Origin of the sequence: Frigoribacterium sp. PhB118, assembly GCF_003751725.1 — a bacterium.
In the GTDB taxonomy this organism is placed as follows: domain Bacteria; phylum Actinomycetota; class Actinomycetes; order Actinomycetales; family Microbacteriaceae; genus Frigoribacterium.
Genome location: NZ_RKID01000002.1, coordinates 374,947 through 393,731, shown reverse-complemented (window position 1 = coordinate 393,731; position 18,785 = coordinate 374,947). Strand labels below are relative to the sequence as shown.

17 protein-coding genes are annotated in these 18,785 nt (G+C 69.6%); 12 read left to right on the top strand and 5 right to left on the bottom strand.

Features of this window, described 5'->3' with window-relative positions; genetic code table 11:
* Positions 1 to 5 precede the first annotated feature (5 nt).
* The 3 genes from trxB to EDF21_RS08865 form a co-directional block, all read right to left on the bottom strand.
* Positions 6 to 998: a thioredoxin-disulfide reductase gene (gene trxB / locus EDF21_RS08875; RefSeq protein WP_123571099.1), complete on the bottom strand. Its 993-nt coding sequence runs from the start codon at positions 996 to 998 to the stop codon at positions 6 to 8.
* A gap of 170 nt (positions 999 to 1,168) precedes the next feature.
* Positions 1,169 to 2,833, bottom strand: coding sequence for a murein biosynthesis integral membrane protein MurJ (murJ, locus tag EDF21_RS08870; RefSeq protein ID WP_123571098.1), 1,665 nt, complete (start codon positions 2,831 to 2,833; stop codon positions 1,169 to 1,171).
* Positions 2,830 to 5,058, bottom strand: coding sequence for a DUF6049 family protein (locus tag EDF21_RS08865; protein ID WP_123571097.1), 2,229 nt, complete (start codon positions 5,056 to 5,058; stop codon positions 2,830 to 2,832). The genes murJ and EDF21_RS08865 overlap by 4 nt, the downstream gene beginning before the upstream one ends.
* A gap of 163 nt (positions 5,059 to 5,221) precedes the next feature.
* Between EDF21_RS08865 and EDF21_RS08860 the strand changes: the two genes are divergently transcribed.
* The 12 genes from EDF21_RS08860 (at position 5,222) to dnaB (ending at position 17,157) form a co-directional block, all read left to right on the top strand.
* On the top strand, positions 5,222 to 6,661 hold the full coding sequence (locus EDF21_RS08860) for a CCA tRNA nucleotidyltransferase (RefSeq protein ID WP_123571096.1): 1,440 nt from the start codon (positions 5,222 to 5,224) through the stop codon (positions 6,659 to 6,661).
* Between the two features lie 191 nt (positions 6,662 to 6,852).
* Positions 6,853 to 7,251, top strand: a complete 399-nt coding sequence (gene rpsF / locus EDF21_RS08855) for a 30S ribosomal protein S6 (protein ID WP_054145729.1) — start codon at positions 6,853 to 6,855, stop codon at positions 7,249 to 7,251.
* Between the two features lie 4 nt (positions 7,252 to 7,255).
* On the top strand, positions 7,256 to 7,831 hold the full coding sequence (locus EDF21_RS08850; RefSeq protein ID WP_043595325.1) for a single-stranded DNA-binding protein: 576 nt from the start codon (positions 7,256 to 7,258) through the stop codon (positions 7,829 to 7,831).
* A gap of 51 nt (positions 7,832 to 7,882) precedes the next feature.
* Positions 7,883 to 8,143 (top strand): 30S ribosomal protein S18, encoded by a 261-nt coding sequence (rpsR, locus tag EDF21_RS08845; protein WP_043595327.1) that lies wholly within the window; start codon positions 7,883 to 7,885, stop codon positions 8,141 to 8,143.
* 14 nt (positions 8,144 to 8,157) lie between these two features.
* On the top strand, positions 8,158 to 8,610 hold the full coding sequence (gene rplI, locus EDF21_RS08840; RefSeq protein ID WP_043595329.1) for a 50S ribosomal protein L9: 453 nt from the start codon (positions 8,158 to 8,160) through the stop codon (positions 8,608 to 8,610).
* Between the two features lie 478 nt (positions 8,611 to 9,088).
* The gene (locus EDF21_RS08835; RefSeq protein ID WP_123571095.1) at positions 9,089 to 10,243 is read left to right on the top strand and encodes a LacI family DNA-binding transcriptional regulator; all 1,155 of its coding nucleotides are present in this window, start codon (positions 9,089 to 9,091) and stop codon (positions 10,241 to 10,243) included.
* 3 nt (positions 10,244 to 10,246) lie between these two features.
* On the top strand, positions 10,247 to 11,764 hold the full coding sequence (locus tag EDF21_RS08830) for a sugar ABC transporter ATP-binding protein (protein ID WP_123571094.1): 1,518 nt from the start codon (positions 10,247 to 10,249) through the stop codon (positions 11,762 to 11,764).
* A 31-nt stretch (positions 11,765 to 11,795) separates the two neighbouring features.
* Complete coding sequence (locus EDF21_RS08825; RefSeq protein ID WP_043595333.1) at positions 11,796 to 12,767, top strand: ABC transporter permease; 972 nt, start codon at positions 11,796 to 11,798, stop codon at positions 12,765 to 12,767.
* 34 nt (positions 12,768 to 12,801) lie between these two features.
* Positions 12,802 to 13,752 (top strand): substrate-binding domain-containing protein, encoded by a 951-nt coding sequence (locus EDF21_RS08820; protein WP_043595335.1) that lies wholly within the window; start codon positions 12,802 to 12,804, stop codon positions 13,750 to 13,752.
* Positions 13,749 to 14,756, top strand: a complete 1,008-nt coding sequence (locus EDF21_RS08815; protein WP_123571093.1) for a ribokinase — start codon at positions 13,749 to 13,751, stop codon at positions 14,754 to 14,756. Before EDF21_RS08820 ends, EDF21_RS08815 begins: the two co-directional genes overlap by 4 nt.
* Complete coding sequence (rbsD, locus tag EDF21_RS08810; protein ID WP_056227974.1) at positions 14,753 to 15,136, top strand: D-ribose pyranase; 384 nt, start codon at positions 14,753 to 14,755, stop codon at positions 15,134 to 15,136. The genes EDF21_RS08815 and rbsD overlap by 4 nt, the downstream gene beginning before the upstream one ends.
* Positions 15,137 to 15,768: 632 nt before the next feature.
* Complete coding sequence (gene dnaB, locus EDF21_RS08805; protein WP_043595340.1) at positions 15,769 to 17,157, top strand: replicative DNA helicase; 1,389 nt, start codon at positions 15,769 to 15,771, stop codon at positions 17,155 to 17,157.
* A 541-nt stretch (positions 17,158 to 17,698) separates the two neighbouring features.
* Here dnaB and EDF21_RS08800 read toward each other — a convergent pair.
* Together EDF21_RS08800 and EDF21_RS16505 are read right to left on the bottom strand one after the other, a co-directional pair.
* Positions 17,699 to 18,013 carry a hypothetical protein gene (locus EDF21_RS08800; protein ID WP_123571092.1) on the bottom strand — a complete coding sequence of 105 codons (315 nt, stop codon included), beginning with the start codon at positions 18,011 to 18,013 and terminating at the stop codon, positions 17,699 to 17,701.
* 196 nt (positions 18,014 to 18,209) lie between these two features.
* The gene (locus EDF21_RS16505) at positions 18,210 to 18,689 is read right to left on the bottom strand and encodes a hypothetical protein (RefSeq protein WP_148053677.1); all 480 of its coding nucleotides are present in this window, start codon (positions 18,687 to 18,689) and stop codon (positions 18,210 to 18,212) included.
* Positions 18,690 to 18,785 lie beyond the last annotated feature (96 nt).

Genomic DNA, 18,785 nt, shown 5'->3' with positions numbered 1-18,785 from the left:
GCGGGTCAGGCGACCACGGACTCGGACGTCTCGACGCCCTCGGCCGACCCGACGGTCTGCTCGGCCAGGAAGGTCTGGTCGAGCGAGGCCAGGTAGTGCTCGACGTCGAGCGCGGCGACGGTGCCCGAGGCCGCGGCGGTGGCCGCCTGCCGGTAGGTGGCGTCGATGACGTCGCCCGCGGCGAAGACGCCGGTCAGGTTGGTCTTCGAGCTGCGCCCCTGGACGGCGATCGTGCCGTCCGAGGTCAGGTCGACCTGGCCGTGGACGAGGTGCACGCGCGGGTCGTTGCCGATGGCGATGAAGAGGCCGTCGAGGTCGAGGTCGGTCGTGCTGCCGTCGACCGTGTCGGTCAGGGTGACGCCGGTGGCCTTCTCGCCACCGAGGATGGCCGTGACCTGCTTGTCGAAGAGGAACTCGATCTTGTCGTTGGCGTGAGCCCGGTCTTGCATGATCTTCGACGCGCGCAGGCTGCTCGAGCGGTGGATGACGTAGACCTTCGAGGCGAAGCGGGTCAGGAACGTCGCTTCCTCCATCGCGGAGTCGCCGCCGCCGACGACGGCGATCGCCTTCTCCTTGAAGAAGAAGCCGTCGCAGGTGGCGCACCAGCTGACGCCGCGTCCGCTCAGGCGCTCTTCGTCGGCGAGGCCGAGCTTCCGGTACGCGCTGCCCGTGGCGAAGATCACCGTGAGGCTCTCCTCGACGGTGCCGTTGCCGAGCGTGACCTTCTTGACGTCACCGGTCAGGTCGACGGCGGTCACGTCGTCGAGCAGCACTTCGGCGCCGAACTTCTCGGCCTGCTCCTGCATCTTGAACATGAGCTCGGGGCCCTGGATGCCGTCGGGGAAGCCGGGGAAGTTCTCGACCTCGGTGGTCTTCATGAGTTCGCCACCGGCCTCGACCGAGCTCGCGACGATGAGGGGGCGCAGACCGGCCCGGGCGGCGTAGATGCCGGCCGTGTAGCCGGCGGGGCCGGAACCGATGATGATGACCTGGCGCATGGGCACCTTCCTGGGGGGAGAACTTCACGAGCGGGAAGACGACCCGCGAGCGATGGCTCGTGCGGTCGGATCCCTCGATCGTCTGGTGGAACGCATCCTACCGACGGGGCATTCCCGCCGGCCTGGCAGCGGACGCGGGGCCGCGGGGCTGCGGCGGCCGCCGTGACGGGTCAGCGACGCAGGAGGCGCGAGACGGCGGGTGCGAGACGAGCGGTCACCGGCGTGGTCAGCACCCGCAACTCGGGGATGCGGGCGAACCAGAGCAGGGCGCCGTAGACCAGCCCCATGACGGCCCCGGCCACGACGACCGTCAGCACGCCCGGCACGCGACCGGACTGCGCGAACCCGTCGGCGGCGAAACCACCCAGGACGGTCACGACGACGAGGCCCACGGCACCGGCGACGAGCGAGAAGGCGAAGAACTGGACGTAGCGGCGCAGCACCCAGCGGCCGTCGATGCCGCCCAGCCGTTTCTTGACGACGACGAGCGCGACCACGGCCTGGCTCGAGCCGGCGATCGAGGTGGTGATGGCGATCGCCATCGCGATGCGCTCGGGCGGCACCACGGCGGCCGAGATCGCAACGCCCGCGACGAAGATGCCCGACTGGACGAGCTGCAGGAAGAACGGCGTGCGCTGGTCGTGCATCGAGTAGAACACCCGCTGCACGATGAACAGGACGCTGAACAGGACGAGGCCGGGCATGTAGCCGAGGATGACCTCGGCGGTGCGGGTCGACCCGGCGAAGTCGACCTCGAAGAACCGCGCGAACGGGTAGGCCACGACGCACATGGCGACGGCGGCGAACACCATGAACATGCCGATGGCGCGGAGGGACTGCGACATGTCGGTGCGGACGGCCCGCAGGTCGCCACGCGAGGCGTGGCCGCTCATGCGCGTGAAGTAGGCGGTGCCGATCGACACGGCGATGATGCCGTGCGGCAGCATGAAGAGCAGCCAGGCGTTCGCGAGGACCGCGTTCGACGCCCCCACCTCGCTTCCCAGGGTGGCGACGCGGCTCTGCACCAGCCCGGCCAGCTGGGTGACGAGGACCATGCCGAACAGCCAGCCGGCGGCCTTGCCGGTGGCTCCGAGGCCGACGCCGCGCCAGCGGAAGTCGGGGCGGAAGGTCAGACCCGCGCGGCGCCAGAAGAGCAACAGGAACGCCGCCTGGGCCAGGACGCCGAGGGTGGCCGTGGCCGCGATGACGAAGATCCGGTCGCCGGTCCAGACGTCGACCGCGGAGTTCTCGACGGCACCGCCGAACATCACGATGAAGACGACCAGGCCGGCGATGGCCACGACGTTGTTGAGCACGGGAGCCCAGGTGAAGGGTCCGAACACCTGCCGGGCGTTGAGCACCTCGCTCAGCAACGAGTACATGGCGTAGAAGAAGATCTGCGGCAGGCACCAGTATGCGAAGGCCGTCGCGAGGGCGAGTTGGTCCGAGGTGAACCCCGCCCCGCCGTCCGAGCTCTGCTGAGCGTAGAGGCGGACGAGCACGGGTGCGAGCAGCGTGCCGGCCAGGCCGACGGCCGCGAAGACGATCGTGCCGAGGGTCACGATCTTGTTGATGAACCGCTGGCCCCCGTCGTCGGACGTCGCCGCCCGCACGATCTGGGGCACGAGGACGGCGCTGAGGAGGCCGCCCGCGATCAGCGCGTAGATGTTGTTCGGGAGCTGGTTCGCGAGGGCGAACGAGTCCGCCGCCCGGCTCGCCGACTGCCCGATCGCCGCGGCCAGCACGGCCGCCTTCACGAAGCCGAGGACGCGCGAGACCATCGTCCCGGACGCGAGGAGGATGCTGGCGCGACCGAGACCGCCCTGGTTGCTCACATGGACTCCTGGACGGGCGGCGAGGCGGCCGCATCGGGTGACGGGCCGTCGCCGGAGGACCGGGCCTCGTCGCGCGCCCTGCGGCGCTTGCGGAAGGTGCGGTACAGGCCGCCGAGGAAGAGTGCGGCGAAGGCGACGCCGAAGATCCAGGTGATGGCGGTCTCCCACCCGGCCTGGACCGAGAGCGGGACGTCGACCGGGGTCGCGATCGCCACGCCCGAGAGGCTGACCAGCTGCAGCTGCACGGACACCGTGCCGTTGGCGACGGACTGCACGGGAACGCTGACCCGGGTCTGGGACTGCGGTTGGATCGTGACCTCGATGGGGCTGCGCTCGATCGAGAGGATGGAGTTCGACGGCGTCAGGTTCAGCATCACTGTCGCGACGGAGTCGGTCCGGTTCTCGAGGTAGAGGGGCAGGGCCGAGCGGTCCCCGAGGATGGCGATCGGCGAGCCCTGGACCACCGCCACGAGACCCGACGTCGCCGTCGCGTCGGCCACGGCCGAGGCGACCTCGGCGGGGAACCCGTCGACGTTGTCGCGCCAGGCGTGCGACGCCAGGGCCATCGTCCGCAGCCGGGCCGTCTCGGTGACGAACTGCGGTTCGGCGAGGGCCGTCGAGAAGTCGACGACCTTCTGGTCGGCGGAGACGAGTTCGCTCAACTGGTCCAGTCGGGCGTCGCTCTCGGGGCTGTCGACGACGGTCGCCGTCGAGGGGGTGCTCGCCAACGCGTCGGTCAGGGTCGCGCCGCTGACCCAGGGCAGGCCGTCGACGGCCTGGAGGGTGCGGGTGAGGAACTGGCCGGTCGACGGCCACTCCCGCTCGAGCGTCGTCAGGAGGGTGCGGGCGTCGCTCGGTCGCTCGTAGGCGACGGTGGCGACGGTGGCGGACAGCCGGGCCATCGTGGACTGCCACTCGGCGAGGGAGGTCGCCTCGGCCGCCTGGGTGACCAGCGTCGACAAGGGGTCGTCCGAGACGACGGCCGGGACGCCACCAACCGTGACCGCGGCGTTCTCGGTCGAGTCGCCGTCGACGTCCACGTTGCCGCTGGAGACGATGGTCGACGTGTACGGCCCGGCGGCGAACGTCGTGAGGTCGGCGGACACGACGGACGACTCCCGCGGCCAGACGACGTCGCGCTGCGTCCACGGGAAGTCGAGCAGTTGAGCGGTGGTCGGCAGCACCACGCCGTCGCCGGGCGTGGGCTCGGCGGTCGGCTCGGCGGTGGACCCGTCGCTCGGCAGGGCCGAGGGGTCGGACCCGGCGACGCCCGTGCCCGAGCCGTCGTCCGTGCCCTGGCTCGGGGCCTCGGTGGGCGTGTCGGTCGCTGCCGGCATGCCCTCGAACCGGGCGGGGTCGACCAGGGTGTCGAGCGAGGTCACGGCCGGGACCGACGTGGCGCCGGCCTGACGCAGCCCCGCGACGTCGGCGTCGGCGTAGGCCAGGGGGAACATGTCGTTCGGCAGGGCCTGCAGTTCGGCGAGCCAGTCGACGGCGGACTGCGGGGCCTCGGTGCCGAGCAGGCGGATCGACGCGACGATCATCGGGTCGACGCCGAGGGTCGCGCCCGTGCCCGACACGGCGTCGAGCTCGCGTCGGAGCACCCCGCCGTCGGAGGTGTAGGCGGCGAGGGCGGAGGCGTCGAGGACGCCGGTCTCGCTCTCGGGCGTCGTGATCGGCACGGCGACCGCGACGCGGGTCGGCTGGAAGCTGTCGGCGGGGTACCAGACCACGCTGCTGCGGGTCTGCGCCACCTGGCTGCCCGAGGCGTCGAGCACGCGGGCCCCGAGCGCGCGTGCCCCGAAGGCGCGGCCGGTCAGGGAGAGGCGGTCGGCGGGCACCACGACGGTGTCGAGCGCCACGGACGACCCGGCGGAGACCGCCGGCACGTCGACCTGGACGAGCTGGCGCCCCAGGTAGTCGTCACCCGAGACGTCGTCGGGATCGAGCCACGAGGCGAGCTTGGACCGCGTGGTGAACGGTTCGCGGTCGAGGTAGATCCGGGCTTTCGTCGCCGCGAGGTCGCTGTCGCCGTCGTTCGTCACGGTGACCCCGAGGGTGAGGTCGTCGTCGGGTCGCAGCACGCCGTCGGAGGCCGGCTCGACGGTCATCGTGACGCCGTCGCCCGCAGGGGCGGACGCCGCTCGTGCCGCCGTGGCCGGCAGTCCCGCCGACACGACGAACACCGCCAACAGGGCGGCGATCACGGCGAAGAAGAGTCTCATAGGCGTCAGGTGTCGACGGCGACAGGGGCCGTTCGAGCATGCCGAGTCTAGGCAACGCCGACCAAGAAGCAGCGGCGAAGCGCCTGCGAGGGGGACGACGGGGTCGCGAGGCGCCGTCGGGGACTCAGCCCGCGCCTCCTCGGCTGTGGCAAGCTCTTTCGTCATGGACAGCGTCGCACGGGCCCTGCAGCGACTGGACGATCTGGCCGCCACCCCCCGCATCGAGAAGCTCGCCGCCGCGTTCGCCGCGGCCGGTCACGAGCTCGCCCTCGTCGGCGGTCCGGTGCGCGACGCCTTCATCGGCCGCCCGGTCAACGACCTCGACTTCACGACCGACGCCGACCCCGACGAGATCCTGGCGATCGTCGTCCCCCTCGCCGAGGCGCACTGGGACGTCGGCCGCGCGTTCGGCACGATCGCCGCCCGCGTCGACGGCGAGACCGTCGAGATCACCACGTACCGCAGCGACGTCTACGACGGCGAGACCCGCAAGCCCGTCGTCGAGTTCGGCGACACCCTCGAGGGCGACCTGGTCCGTCGCGACTTCACGGTCAACTCGATGGCGTTGCGTCTGCCCCAGCGCGTGCTCGTCGACCCGTCCGGCGGTGTCGACGACCTGCTGGAGGCGCGGCTCGCCACCCCGGGCACCGCGGTCGACTCGTTCCGCGACGACCCCCTGCGCATGATGCGAGCCGCCCGGTTCACGGCGCAGCTCGGCTTCACGGTGTCGGACGAGGTGCGCGAGGCGATGACCGCCCGGGCCGAGACCCTCTCGATCGTCTCGGTCGAGCGGGTCGCCGACGAGCTGTCGAAGCTGCTCAAGACCGAAACCCCCCGAGACGGTGTCCGGCTGTTGGTCGACACCGGGCTCGCCGACCATGTCGTGCCCGAGCTCGCGGCCATGCGCCTCGAGGTCGACGAGCACCACCACCACAAGGACGTGTACGAGCACAGCCTCACCGTGCTCGACCAGGCCATCGGCTACGAGCGCGAGCGGCACCCGGGCGAGGCACCCGACCTCACGCTGCGCCTGGCGGCCCTGCTGCACGACTGCGGCAAGCCCGCCACGCGGCGCCTCGAGCCGGGCGGCGTCGTCACCTTCCACCACCACGACGTCGTCGGCGCCAAGCTCGCCAAGAAGCGGTTGAAGGCGCTGCGCTTCGACAACGACACCATCGGTGCCGTGTCCCGGCTGATCGAGCTGCACCTCCGGTTCTTTGGTTACACGGAGGGAGGCTGGACCGACTCGGCCGTGCGCCGGTACGTCCGCGACGCCGGTGACCAGCTCGAGCGGTTGCACATGCTCACCCGCGCCGACGTGACCACGCGCAACCGCCGCAAGGCCGACCGGCTCGGCTTCGCCTACGACGACCTCGAGGCGCGGATCGCCGAGCTGCGGGAGCGTGAAGAGATCGACTCGCTGCGGCCCGACCTCGACGGCGACGACATCCAACGCGTGCTCGGCATCGGCCCGAGCCGCGAGGTCGGCGAGGCCTACCGCTTCCTCCTCGAGCTGCGGACCGAAGAGGGGCCGCTGGGGGCCGAGGTCGCCACCGAGCGCCTGCTGGCCTGGTGGAGCGCACGCGAGAGCGCTGGGGCGTAACCAGCCCGACGGGTGTCGACCCGCGCCTCCTCGGCTCTCGGGGGCCGGCGACCGCCGCCCCGGCATTGATTCAGGAGGCGCGCTCGGCTACGCTGGGAAGGTTGCGTCTGCCTCACGGCGGCGCCACGTCATGAACACCCTCCTGTCACAGACCGTCTGTGACCGTTAAGTCCGAAGGAGGTGGGTTAGTCATGCACCAGTACGAACTGATGGTCATCCTGGACCCCGAGATCGATGAGCGCACCGTCGCCCCGAGCTTGGACAAGTTCCTCAACGTCATCCGCAACGATGGCGGAACGATCGACAACGTGGACATCTGGGGACGTCGTCGCCTGGCCTACGAGATCAACAAGAAGACCGAGGGCATCTACGCCGTCGTCAACCTGACCTCGAACTCGGCCGCCACGGTCGAGCTCGACCGCCAGCTGGGTCTCTCCGAGGCCGTGCTGCGCACCAAGGTCCTGCGTGCCGAAGAGGCGATCGCCATGGTCGCCGCCGCCAAGAAGGTCAGCGACGAGAAGGCCGCCCGCAAGGCCGCCAACGCCGCTGCCGCCCCGGCTGCTCCCGCCGCCGAGAAGGCTGCCGAGTAGTCCGATGGCTGGCGAGACCGTCATCACAGTGGTGGGGAACCTCACCAGTGACCCCGAGCTGCGGTACACGCAGAACGGGCTCGCGGTCGCGAACTTCACCATCGCGTCGACCCCCCGCACGTTCGACCGCGCGTCGAACGAGTGGAAGGACGGCGAGGCGCTCTTCCTCCGTGCCAGCGTGTGGCGCGAGTTCGGCGAGCACGTGGCCAGCAGCCTCACCAAGGGCAGCCGGGTCATCGCTCAGGGCCGACTCAAGCAGCGCTCGTACGAGACCAAAGAGGGCGAGAAGCGCACCAGCATGGAGCTCGAGATCGACGAGATCGGCCCCTCGCTGCGGTACGCGACCGCTCAGGTGACGCGCGCTGCGTCCTCCCGCGACGGCGCTGCCGGTGGCGGCTCCTTCGGGGGTGGCAACGGCGGTGGCAACCGTGGTGGCCAGCCGGCTCAGGTCGGCGGCGGTCAGGCGCAAGAGCCGTGGGGTCAGCCCGCCGGCGGCCAGCAGGGTGGCAACACCTCTGGCGGCGACGTGTGGAACACCCCCGGTGGCAACGGCACCTACAACGACGAGACGCCCTTCTAGGCCTCGCCGTTCCCCTTTTAGTACTTCTTCATTCATCGAAAGTAGAAACCAATGGCTGGAAAGAGCAGCGGCGACCGCCGCAAGCCCCTCCGCGGTAAGGGCGGCAAGAACGCCGCGCCCGCGAAGTCGATCCGCGTCGGTGTCATCGACTACAAAGACGTCGCGACCCTGCGCAAGTTCATCTCGGAGCGTGGAAAGATCCGCGCCCGTCGCATCACCGGCGTCTCCGTCCAGGAGCAGCGCCTCATCGCCCGTGCCGTGAAGAACGCCCGTGAGATGGCGCTCCTCCCCTACGCCGGCTCCGGCCGCTGATCGGAAGGACCACCATGTCGAAGGTAATCCTGACCCACGAGGTCTCCGGCCTCGGTTCCGCCGGTGACGTCGTCGACGTCAAGAACGGCTATGCCCGCAACTACCTGGTGCCCCAGGGCTTCGCCGTGGCGTGGAGCCGCGGTGGCGAGAAGCAGGTCGCTCAGATCCGTACGGCCCGCGAGACCCGCGAGCTCAAGACGATCGAAGAGGCCCACGACCTCAAGCAGCGCCTCGAGGCCCAGAAGATCCGTCTCACGGTGAAGACCGGTGCCGACGGCCGTCTGTTCGGCTCGGTCCGCCCGGCGGACGTCGCCGACGCGGTCACCGCCCAGGGCGTCGCGACGATCGACAAGCGCAAGGTCGAGATCCCCACGACCATCAAGGTGACGGGTGAGCACGAAGCCACCCTCCGCCTGCGCGAGGACGTCATCGCGACGATCACGCTGACGGTCGTCTCGGCCAAGTAGCACCCCGGCGCCTCGGCGCCTGCTGTACGCGAGAGCGGCGGTCCCCCTCGGGGGGCCGCCGCTCTTCTGCGTGCTCGGGGGTGCGGGCTTCGGCCGGGGGGCGCGATGAACCCCGTTCACGAAGATGAACCCCGGTGCACCGTGGTTCATCTTCGTGAACGGGGTTCATGGGCTCGCCGGGAAGGGGGGGCCGGGCCGGGAGGGCGGGGGGACGAGGAGGCGCGGGGCGGCTGGGGTGGGCACCGCGCCTCCTCGGGGGCGTCCTGCGTCGCGATGCACCCGGTTTCGAAGGATGCACCCGGTTGCAACCGGGTGTTCGGCTCGAAACCGGGTGCAGCGGCAGGCATCACGAGGCGGCGGCAGCTCGCGTTGACAGGAGGGGGCGGCTCGTCTACTCTCGTGGAATCGGTTCCATGGAATCGATTCCACGCCGGGCGAACACCCTGCGACCCGCACCACTACGACGAGGTAGAGCCCGATGAACACCGTGACGATCAGGGACGTGGCGCAGCGCGCCGGCGTCTCGGCGGCGACGGCCTCGCGCGTGCTGTCGGGCAACCCGGCCACCTCCGCCGAGTCCCGGGCCCAGGTCGAACGGGCCGTGCGCGAGCTCGACTTCCGGCCGAACGCGCAGGCTCGTGCCCTGCGCTCGACCCGCTCCGACACGGTCGGCCTGCTCGTGTCCGACGTCCGCAACCCGTTCTTCGCCGACCTCGCCCACACCATCGAGCAGTCGTTGCTCGAACTCGGCTACGTCACCCTCCTCGGCAACGCCAACGAGAACCGCGAGCAGCAGGACCGCTACCTCGACACCCTCATCTCGCGTCGCGTCGACGGCGTCATCGTCGCCCCGCAGGGCACCGACTCCGCCAGCATCGACTCGCTGCTCGCCCGTGAGGTGCCGACGGTGTTCGTCGACCGCACGATCCCCGGCGTCGACGTGCCGAGCGTGACGACCGACAGCGTCCCCGGCATCCGGGCCGCCGTGCAGCACCTGGTCAACCTCGGTCACGAGCGCGTCGGGTACGTCGCGGGCCCGCAGAGCGTGTCCACCGGACGCGAGCGACTCGAGGCCTGGACCGCAGCGGCCGCCGAACTCGGCCTCAGCACCGACCCCGACCTGGTCTACGTCGGCGACTTCCAGTCCGCCAGTGGCTCGGCCGCCGTTCACGCCCTGTTCGAGCTCGACGAGCCGCCGACCGCCCTGCTCGCGGCCGACAGCCTCATGGCCGTCGGCGCCATCGCCATGCTCAACCGGCTCGGCATGCGCATGGGCACCGACGTCTCGGTCGTCGCGTTCGACGACATCGAGTGGTTCTCGCTGCTCGACCCGGCCCTCACCGTCATCGCGCACAGCGTCGAGGAGATGGGCCGCATCGCCGTCCAGCTGCTGCACGAGGTCATCGACGGGCGCACGCCCGACTCGGTCGTGCTGCCCAGCGAACTGATCGTCCGCGAGTCGACGACCCGCGCCTCCGGCGGAACCGCAGGAGGCGCGGGTCGCGGATCCGCGAGCGGCACCTCGGCGACGCGCAGGTCCACCGCGACCCGCGCCTCCTCGTCCCCGACGGACCCGACGGACCCCACAGAACCGACCGACCCCACCCCACCCCGACCCCTCGGCAGGAACTGACCCATGCCCCATTCGATCGACGACGATCGCCCCCTGCTCACGCTCGAGAACGTCAGCAAGTCGTTCGGCCCCGTGCGGGTCATCGACGACGTCACCGTGCACGTCCGGCCCGGCCGGGTGCAGGTGCTGCTCGGTGAGAACGGCGCCGGCAAGTCCACCCTGATCAAGATGATGTCGGGCGTGTACCAGCCCGACGCCGGCCGCGTGCTGGTCGACGGCGAGGCCGTCCACCTGCCGAACACGCACGCCGCCGAGAAGCTCGGCATCGCGACGATCCACCAAGAGCTCAACCTCGTCGCGTCGCTCAGCGTCGCCGAGAACGTGATGATGGGGCGGTTCCCCACGCGATTCGGCCTGGTCGACCGCAAGGAGCTCAAGAAGCGCGCCCGTGCGGCCCTCGACCTGATCGGGCTCGACGTCGACGTCGACCAGAAGGTCGGCGAGCTCGGCATCGCCCGTCAACAGCTGGTCGAGATCGCGAAGGCGCTGAGCATCGACGCGCGCATCCTGATCCTCGACGAGCCGACCGCGGCGCTGACCCGGCACGAGACCGAGATCCTCTTCCGCGTCGTCGAGCAGCTGCGCGCCCGCGGCGTCGGCATGCTGTTCATCAGCCACCACCTCGACGAGATCGCCGAGATCGGCGACACCGTGGCCGTGCTGCGTGACGGTGCGTTCGTCGCCGAGGTGCCCGCGTCGACCGGCGAGGACGAACTCGTCCGCCTGATGGTCGGCCGCGACATCGAGCACCAGTACCCGCGCACGCCGGGCAGCGAGGGCGACTCCCCCGTCGTGCTCGAGGTCCGCGGACTGACCGGGTCGGTCTTCCGCGACGTCTCGTTCGACGTGCGGGCGGGCGAGGTGCTCGGCATCGCCGGGCTCGTCGGCGCCGGTCGCACCGAGGTCGTCCGCGCGATCGCCGGGGTCGACAAGTACGACTCGGGCAGCGTGACCGTGCGCGGCAAGCGCCTGAAGAAGGGCGACGTCGCCGGGGCCATCGCCGCGGGCGTCGGCCACGTTCCCGAGGACAGGAAGGCGCAGGGGCTCGTGCTGGGCGCCTCCGTCAACGACAACCTCGGCTACGCGACGCTCGCCAGCAGCGCGAAGGGCGGCCTGGTCGACTTCGCCGGCCAGCGTGCGAAGGCCGACGAGGTCGCCTCGACCCTGCGGATCCGCATGCGCGACATCGACCAGGAGATCGGCTCGCTGTCCGGCGGCAACCAGCAGAAGGCCGTGTTCGGCCGCTGGATCATCGCCGGTTCGACGGTGCTGCTGCTCGACGAGCCGACCCGTGGCGTCGACGTCGGCGCGAAGGTCGAGATCTACGAGCTGGTGAACCGCATCACCGACGCAGGAGGCGCGGTCGTGATGGTCAGCAGCGAACTGCCCGAGGTGATGGGCATGAGCGACCGCATCCTCGTGATGCGCGACGGAGTCGTCGCCGGCGAGGTCGCCGCGGCCGACGCCACCCAGGACACCCTGATGACGCTCGCGGCACGCGACGTCCCCCCGACGAACTGACCCGAGAAGCACGGACCCGAGGACGACACCCATGACCACCACCACCGTGAAGGCGCAGCGACGCTCCTTCGACATCAAGACCTTCCTGGCCGCCAACGGAGCCCTCGTCGGGCTCGTCGTGCTGTGCCTGGCCCTCTTCATCGCGACGCCGGACTTCCTGACCGGGCGCAACCTGCTCAACATCGGCATCCAGGTGTCGACCGTCGCCGTGCTGGCGTTCGGCATGACCTTCGTCATCGTCGCGGGCGGCATCGACCTCTCGGTCGGCTCGGTCGCCGCGCTGTCGGCGATGGTCTCGGGCTGGTTCTTCGCCACGGCGGGGCTGCCCGGCGGCCTGGCGCTCGCCCTCGGGCTCGGCACCGGCCTCGTGGCCGGCCTGGTCAACGGGTTCGCCAGTGCGTACGGCAAGCTGCCGTCGTTCATCGCGACGCTCGCCATGCTCAGCGTGGCGCGCGGCCTGACCCTCGTCGTGTCGGACGGTCGCCCGATCGCGACTCCCCCGGCCGTGTCGTTCCTCGGGGGCAACATCGGGCCGGTGCCCGTGCCGATCATCGTGCTCGTGCTGGCCGCGATCGTCGCGTCGTTCATCCTCAACCGCACCGTCATCGGCCGCTCGATGTACGCCGTCGGCGGCAACGCCGAGGCCGCGCGCCTCTCGGGCCTGCCGGTCAAGCGCATCGTCGTCACCGTCTTCGGCCTGGCCGGGCTGTTCGCGGCCCTCGCCGGACTGCTGCTCGCCGGACGCCTCGACTCGGCCCAGCCGCAGGCGGCCTCGGGCTACGAGCTCGACGCCATCGCCGCGGTCGTCATCGGCGGCGCCAGCCTGGCCGGCGGCGTCGGCCGCATCTCGGGCACCATCATCGGCGCCCTCGTTCTCGTCGTCATCCGCAACGGCCTCAACCTGCTGAACGTCACCTCGTTCTGGCAGCAGGTCGTCATCGGCCTCGTCATCGCCCTCGCCGTGGGCGTCGACGTGCTGCGGCGCAAGACGCGCAGCAGCTGAACCCCTCCACCCAACCCAACCCGAAGGACACACGATGAAGTTGACCTCGTTCCGCAAGGCCGCCACCGTCACGGCGATCGCCGCCCTGGTCGCGACCGGCACCGCCGGCTGCAACCGCACCCCCGCCGGAGAGGCGGACCGCCCCACGGTGGTCCTGTCGCTCAGCACCCTGAACAACCCGTTCTTCGTCGAGCTGCGCGACGGCGCCACCGCCGAGGCGAAGAAGCAGAACGTCGACCTCGAGATCGTCGACGCCCAGAACGACTCGGCCACCCAGGCCAACCAGCTGGCGACCGCGGCCTCGACCGCCGACGCCGTCATCCTGAACGCCGTCGACAGCGACGCCGCGGGCCCTGCCGCCAAGGCGCTCAACGAGGCCGACGTGCCCATCGTCGCCGTCGACCGCGCGGTGAACGGTGCCGACGTCGCCTCGTTCGTGGCGAGCGACAACGTCGCCGGTGGCGAGCAGGCCGCCAAGGCCCTCGCCGAGGCGATCGGCGAGAAGGGCGAGGTCATCGTGCTCCAAGGCGTCGCGGGCACCTCGGCCAGCCGCGACCGCGGTGAGGGCTTCACCAAGGGCATCTCGGCCTACCCCGACATCACCGTCGTCGCGCAGCAGACCGCGAACTTCGACCGCGCCACCGCGCTCGACGTGACCACCAACCTGCTGCAGGCGCACCCGAACGCCGTGGGCGTCTTCGCCGAGAACGACGAGATGGGCCTCGGAGCGATCCAGGCGCTCGGCTCGCGCGCCGGCACCGACGTCCAGGTGGCAGCGTTCGACGGCACCGAGGACGGCCTCAAGGCCATCGAGGCCGGTACGCTCTCGAGCACGATCGCGCAGCAGCCCGCCGAGCTCGGCGCCCTCGCGGTCGACCAGGCCGTCAAGGCCGTCAACGGCGGCAGCGGCGACGAGGGCCCCTCGGACCAGGCCGTCGAGGTCATCACCGTCACGAAGGAGAACGTGGGTGACTTCACCGAATGAGTGGTCCTGAATCGCAGGGCGCCGGCACGGTCGTCGTGGTCGGGTCGATCAACGTCGACCAGGTCGTGACCGTCGACCGCCTGCCCCTGCCCGGCGAGACGCTGATCGGCTCGTCGATGACCCTCTCCCCCGGCGGCAAGGGCGCGAACCAAGCCGTCGCGGCTGCTCGTCGCGGCGCCCGCACCGTGATGATCGGCGCGGTCGGCGACGACGGACGGGCCGACGACGCCCTGCCCCACCTCCGCTCGAGCGGTGTCGACGTCAGCGGCGTCGACACCGTCCCCGGGCCCACCGGCCTGGCGATCGTCAGCGTCGGAGGCGACAGCGAGAACACGATCGTCGTCGTCCCCGGGGCGAACGGTGCCGTCTCGGCGTCGTTCGTCGGCGGGCACGCAGGCGCGCTGGCCGATGCCGCGGTGGTCGTCCTCCAGGGAGAGATCCCCGTGGACGGCATCGCCGCCGCCGTGCAGCACGCCGGAGGGCGCGTGGTGTTCAACCTCGCCCCGGTGATCGACGTGCCGACGGACGTGGTGAAGGCCGCGGATCCGTTGGTCGTCAACGAGCACGAGAGTCGGCTGCTGCTGGCCGCGTGGGCTGGTTCTGATTCTGCCTCGGCGTCGGACGAGGAGGCGCGGGTCGACGACGAGTCGGTCGTCGCCTCCCTGCGCGCCCAGGGAGTCACCTCGGTCGTCATGACCCGCGGTGCCGCCGGCGCGATCGTCTCCGACGCGTCGGGCACCGTGCTGGTGGCCTCGCCTCGCGTCGCGGCCGTCGACTCCTCCGGAGCCGGGGACGCCTTCGTCGGCGCCCTCGCCGCCGGACTGGCCGCTGGTGCGTCGCTCCTCGAGGCCGCTCGGGACGCCGTGCGCGTCGGGGCGTTCTCGGTGACGGGCGTCGGCACGCAGGCGTCGTACCCGACGCTGGATGACGAGCTGCCTGCGGCGGCTGCCGCCCCGACGGAGGGGTCGGCGGATGCCGACTCAGCGGACGGAGTGACCTCGTGAAGCGCGGAGGCCTGCTCAACGCCCAGCTGAACCACGCGGTGAGTGGACTCGGCCACGGCGACCTCGTGGTCGTCGCCGACTGCGGACTGCCCCTGCCTGCCGGAGTCCCCGTGGTCGACCTCGCCGTCGTCCACGGCCTGCCGGCCTTCGCCGACGTGCTGGACGCCCTCACCACCGACGTGGTCTTCGAGGCCTGCACGGCCGCGGACGAGAGCCACGACTCCCCCGCGGGTGCGCAGATCACGTCCCGGTTCGACGACGTGGCGTACGTCTCGCACGACGAGCTCAAGCGGCTGTCGGGTGGGGCGCGCCTCCTCGTCCGGACGGGCGAGGCGACCCCGTACGCCAACGTCGTGCTGCGCTGTGGCGTCCCCTTCTGAGGCACCTGCTCCCCCCTCGAACCCCGTTTACGAAGACGAACCCCGATCCCTGGTGGTTCTTCTTCGGAAACGGGGTTCTTCGGCTTGCGGGCCGACCCGCGCGTGGTGCGACCTCCCGGCCGCCCTCTCACCGGCCGTGATCGAGCCCAGGAGGCGCGGTGCCGGTCCCCGATACCGTCCTGACCAGGCTCTTCGCAGGCCCCCCTTCGGGGGTTACGGGAAGCTGAACGCAGGCTGCGTCGCTATCGGTCGAATGGGCCGAAAGTCAAATCCCTTGTGCACAGTCAGAAGTCAAATCGGATGTCTCAACCCCCGGTTTAGACAATTTTCTCCACACGACTGTGGAATCGAGAAAACCCTGGTCAAAGGCGGGTAATCGAACTGAAGTATCTCGTTGTCCACAGCGTGATCCACAGTTCTCCCCAGGGTTGTCCGGCGTTGCTCACCTGTTCTCCCCAGAGTTATCCACAGGTGCATTTGCTGTGGAGAACTTGGTGTCCATAAGGTGTACCCGCGCTCGTCAGGGGTGGGTCACGGCGGTTCGGCAGGGGGATGTCGGGGGTCTGTCGTAGAACTGCCCCAAGCGTCTTCGGTGCTGCCCCGCACCCACCCGATTTCTCGCTGGAGGACCCATGTCGATCGCCCATCTCGGTCTCGCTCCCGATGCGTCGAACGCCCGCGATCGAGACCGTGGTGGCCCCGTCAACATGGACCGCGTCCCGCCTCACGACCTGCTCGCCGAGCAGAGCGCGCTCGGCGGCATGCTGCTCAGCAAGGACGCCGTGGCCGACGTCATCGAGACGGTCCGCGGCATGGACTTCTACGTGCCCAAGCACGAGGTCATCTACGACGCGATCCTGGGGCTGTACTCGCACGGCGAGCCCACCGACGTCATCACGGTCAGCGACGAGCTGATGAAGTCCGCCGACTTGTCGAGGGCCGGGGGAGCGGAGTACCTCCACACCCTCACGGGCGTCGTGCCCACTGCGGCCAACGCGGGGTACTACGCGTCGATCGTCGCCGAGAAGGCGGTGCTGCGGCGTCTGGTCGAGGCCGGCACGCGCATCGTGCAGATGGGGTACGCGAGCGAGGGCGAGGTCGTCGACCTGGTCAACAACGCGCAGGCCGAGGTCTACAACGTGGCCGGTGGCGTGCAGACCGAGGACTACGTGCCGTTGAACGAGGCGGTGACGGTCGCGATCGACGAGATCGAGGCGGCCAAGGGTCGCGACGGTCAGATGACGGGCGTGCCGACGGGGTTCGCGCAGCTCGACGCGCTGACGAACGGGTTCCACCCGGGTCAGCTGATCATCGTGGCGGCGCGACCGGCGCTGGGTAAGTCGACGTTGGCGCTCGACCTGGCGCGGGCGGCGTCGATCAAGCACGGGCAGGCGTCGGTGTTCTTCTCGCTCGAGATGGGGCGCAGCGAGATCGCGATGCGTCTGATGTCGGCCGAGTCGAGCGTGCCGCTCCAGAACATGCGCAAAGGAACGGTCGACGCGCGGGACTGGACGAACATCGCGCAGGTGCGCGGCCGGATCAACGACGCGCCGCTCTTCATCGACGACTCGCCCAACATGACGTTGGTCGAGATCCGGGCGAAGTGCCGTCGCCTGAAGCAGCAGCACAACCTCAAGCTCGTGGTGATCGACTACCTGCAGCTGATGACGTCGGGCAAGCGGGTCGAGAGCCGTCAGCAAGAGGTGTCGGAGTTCTCGCGTGCCCTGAAGCTGATGGCGAAAGAGCTGCAGGTGCCGGTGATCGCGCTGTCGCAGCTGAACCGTGGTCCCGAGCAGCGTGCCGACAAGAAGCCCGCGATCAGCGACCTGCGAGAGTCCGGTTCGCTCGAGCAGGACGCCGACATGGTCATCCTGCTGCACCGCGAGTCCGCCTACGAGAAAGACAACCCCCGTCAGGGCGAGGCCGACTTCATCGTCGCCAAGCACCGCAACGGCCCCACCGACACCATCACCGTGGCGTTCCACGGCATGTTCTCGCGCTTCGTGGACATGCCCAGCTAGCGAACCGCCTGTGAATTCTCACGCGAATCTGCCACTTCTCACCTTTATTTGCCACATGTGAGGCAGGCGCTCTTCGTGGCAAGGACAATGTTGCGAAACGCGAGCGGGGATGGGCTCGGGTGAGATTCATTCATGATGTCAACGGTTCCCAGGCGAAATGTCGGTCACGGGTGCCACCTTCCCCTGACGTGGGAGTGGCAGATCTCTCCGCGCAATTCATTTTGAAGATCTCGGAAGTTGGGGGAGTCGTGGGCACTTGGCAGGGCCTCTCCTACCGCGGTGGCATTCCGGATGATGCTCTCTGACTGCCGCTGAGGGGGCGAACCACTGTCTCTTGTCGTCTGCGAGTTAGTTTGTCGAAATGCTGCCTAGATCGTCGCTTTTGACGAAAATCGACAATCTGATCTGCAGTTAAGCGGGCAGAATCTCGAATCTGCGATGTCCAATCGAGGGTCGCCTAGTGCGACAAGCTTCGGCGCATCAACTCTGCGGGGAGCTACGATTTGAACGGCGGCGGCGGCATCGAGTCGAGCCCCGGGGCCTAGACCGTCCCCGGCCAAACCTCCGGCTCCGGCGAGCTGCGCTCAATCAGCGAGCGGATATCCGCCTCATGCTGCACCGCCCAGGCAACGGCAGCCTTGAGGGTGTCGAACGTCCGCAGCCACGGCCGGCGGCCGCTAGCTTCACGGCAGTGCGCGTAGACGTCGAACACCCAGTGGCCCGTCGACCTGCGCGTCGTGACGTACCCGAGAGGCGGCGCCGGCTGTTGCTGCACGAGCCACAGCCCATGCGCACCTGGGAACACCGGGCGCGCATAGGGGGGCTGTTCCTGTCGCTTGGCGAGGATGCTCCGCATCGTGTCGCCTGATCCATGCACGCCCACAGGCGCACGGTAGGTCTAACCACCGACACGAGTAGTTGCAGAGGCTGCTCGAGCGTCCTTGGCAGAGCTCGGCCCGCCCGGACGTCGTAGCCGACTTGGCGCATAACGCTCGGACCCCGGCGGTAACCGGCTTTTGCTGCACTGCCGCGTCGCCGCTGTAGCGGATCGTTCACTCACGCCCCTCGCGACGGCGAGCGTGGCGCAGCACCTTCGCAACCTCCGGCGTCATCGAGTATTGCTCGCCGTCCCAGTCCCAGACGTAGTGCCAAACGTTGCCAGAGGATGTCTTGTAAAGCGGCAAACCTGCTCGACGAATCGCTTTTCCGACGCCTCCGAGCACACCTGCCACCCGGGCCACGCCTTTGGGGTGACCGAACAGAGCAGCGAGTTCATCTGGAGTGAGACGAACGGTTTCGTCATGAGCCTCGATCATCAGCTTGTTAAGCAGGATTTGGCCCTGGCCTGAGAGGGCCGACCACAGACGGTCGGCGATCGCGTCTGCGCCATCGCTAAGCACCCAGGAGGGAACCGTTCCCGAGTCAAGATGGGTGGGTCGGTCCGGGGTGGGAGTGTCGGCTACAAACTCACCGAAATGGATGTAGAACTCTTCGACACGGTGGTCTGGCACGTGAACAGTGATGGGGATCATCTTGACTCCAAGCTAAGTTACAAGCGAGCTTGTGCCCGCAGCTAAAGCATGCCCCAGGACAACCTAGGTTGCAAGCGAGCTTAGGCAATTCGGCTG

Excerpts from the sequence above, each read along its gene's own strand:
- EDF21_RS08865 (WP_123571097.1), bottom strand. The coding sequence starts at position 5,058 with ATGAGACTCTTCTTCGCCGTGATCGCCGCCCTGTTGGCGGTGTTCGTC.
- rplI (WP_043595329.1), top strand. The coding sequence starts at position 8,158 with ATGTCGAAGGTAATCCTGACCCACGAGGTCTCCGGCCTCGGTTCCGCC.
- EDF21_RS08860 (WP_123571096.1), top strand. The coding sequence starts at position 5,222 with ATGGACAGCGTCGCACGGGCCCTGCAGCGACTGGACGATCTGGCCGCC.
- EDF21_RS08830 (WP_123571094.1), top strand. The coding sequence starts at position 10,247 with ATGCCCCATTCGATCGACGACGATCGCCCCCTGCTCACGCTCGAGAAC.
- EDF21_RS08800 (WP_123571092.1), bottom strand. The coding sequence starts at position 18,013 with ATGCGGAGCATCCTCGCCAAGCGACAGGAACAGCCCCCCTATGCGCGC.
- rpsR (WP_043595327.1), top strand. The coding sequence starts at position 7,883 with ATGGCTGGAAAGAGCAGCGGCGACCGCCGCAAGCCCCTCCGCGGTAAG.
- dnaB (WP_043595340.1), top strand. The coding sequence starts at position 15,769 with ATGTCGATCGCCCATCTCGGTCTCGCTCCCGATGCGTCGAACGCCCGC.
- rpsF (WP_054145729.1), top strand. The coding sequence starts at position 6,853 with ATGCACCAGTACGAACTGATGGTCATCCTGGACCCCGAGATCGATGAG.
- EDF21_RS08835 (WP_123571095.1), top strand. The coding sequence starts at position 9,089 with ATGAACACCGTGACGATCAGGGACGTGGCGCAGCGCGCCGGCGTCTCG.
- EDF21_RS08815 (WP_123571093.1), top strand. The coding sequence starts at position 13,749 with ATGAGTGGTCCTGAATCGCAGGGCGCCGGCACGGTCGTCGTGGTCGGG.
- EDF21_RS08850 (WP_043595325.1), top strand. The coding sequence starts at position 7,256 with ATGGCTGGCGAGACCGTCATCACAGTGGTGGGGAACCTCACCAGTGAC.
- EDF21_RS16505 (WP_148053677.1), bottom strand. The coding sequence starts at position 18,689 with ATGATCCCCATCACTGTTCACGTGCCAGACCACCGTGTCGAAGAGTTC.
- trxB (WP_123571099.1), bottom strand. The coding sequence starts at position 998 with ATGCGCCAGGTCATCATCATCGGTTCCGGCCCCGCCGGCTACACGGCC.
- EDF21_RS08825 (WP_043595333.1), top strand. The coding sequence starts at position 11,796 with ATGACCACCACCACCGTGAAGGCGCAGCGACGCTCCTTCGACATCAAG.
- EDF21_RS08820 (WP_043595335.1), top strand. The coding sequence starts at position 12,802 with ATGAAGTTGACCTCGTTCCGCAAGGCCGCCACCGTCACGGCGATCGCC.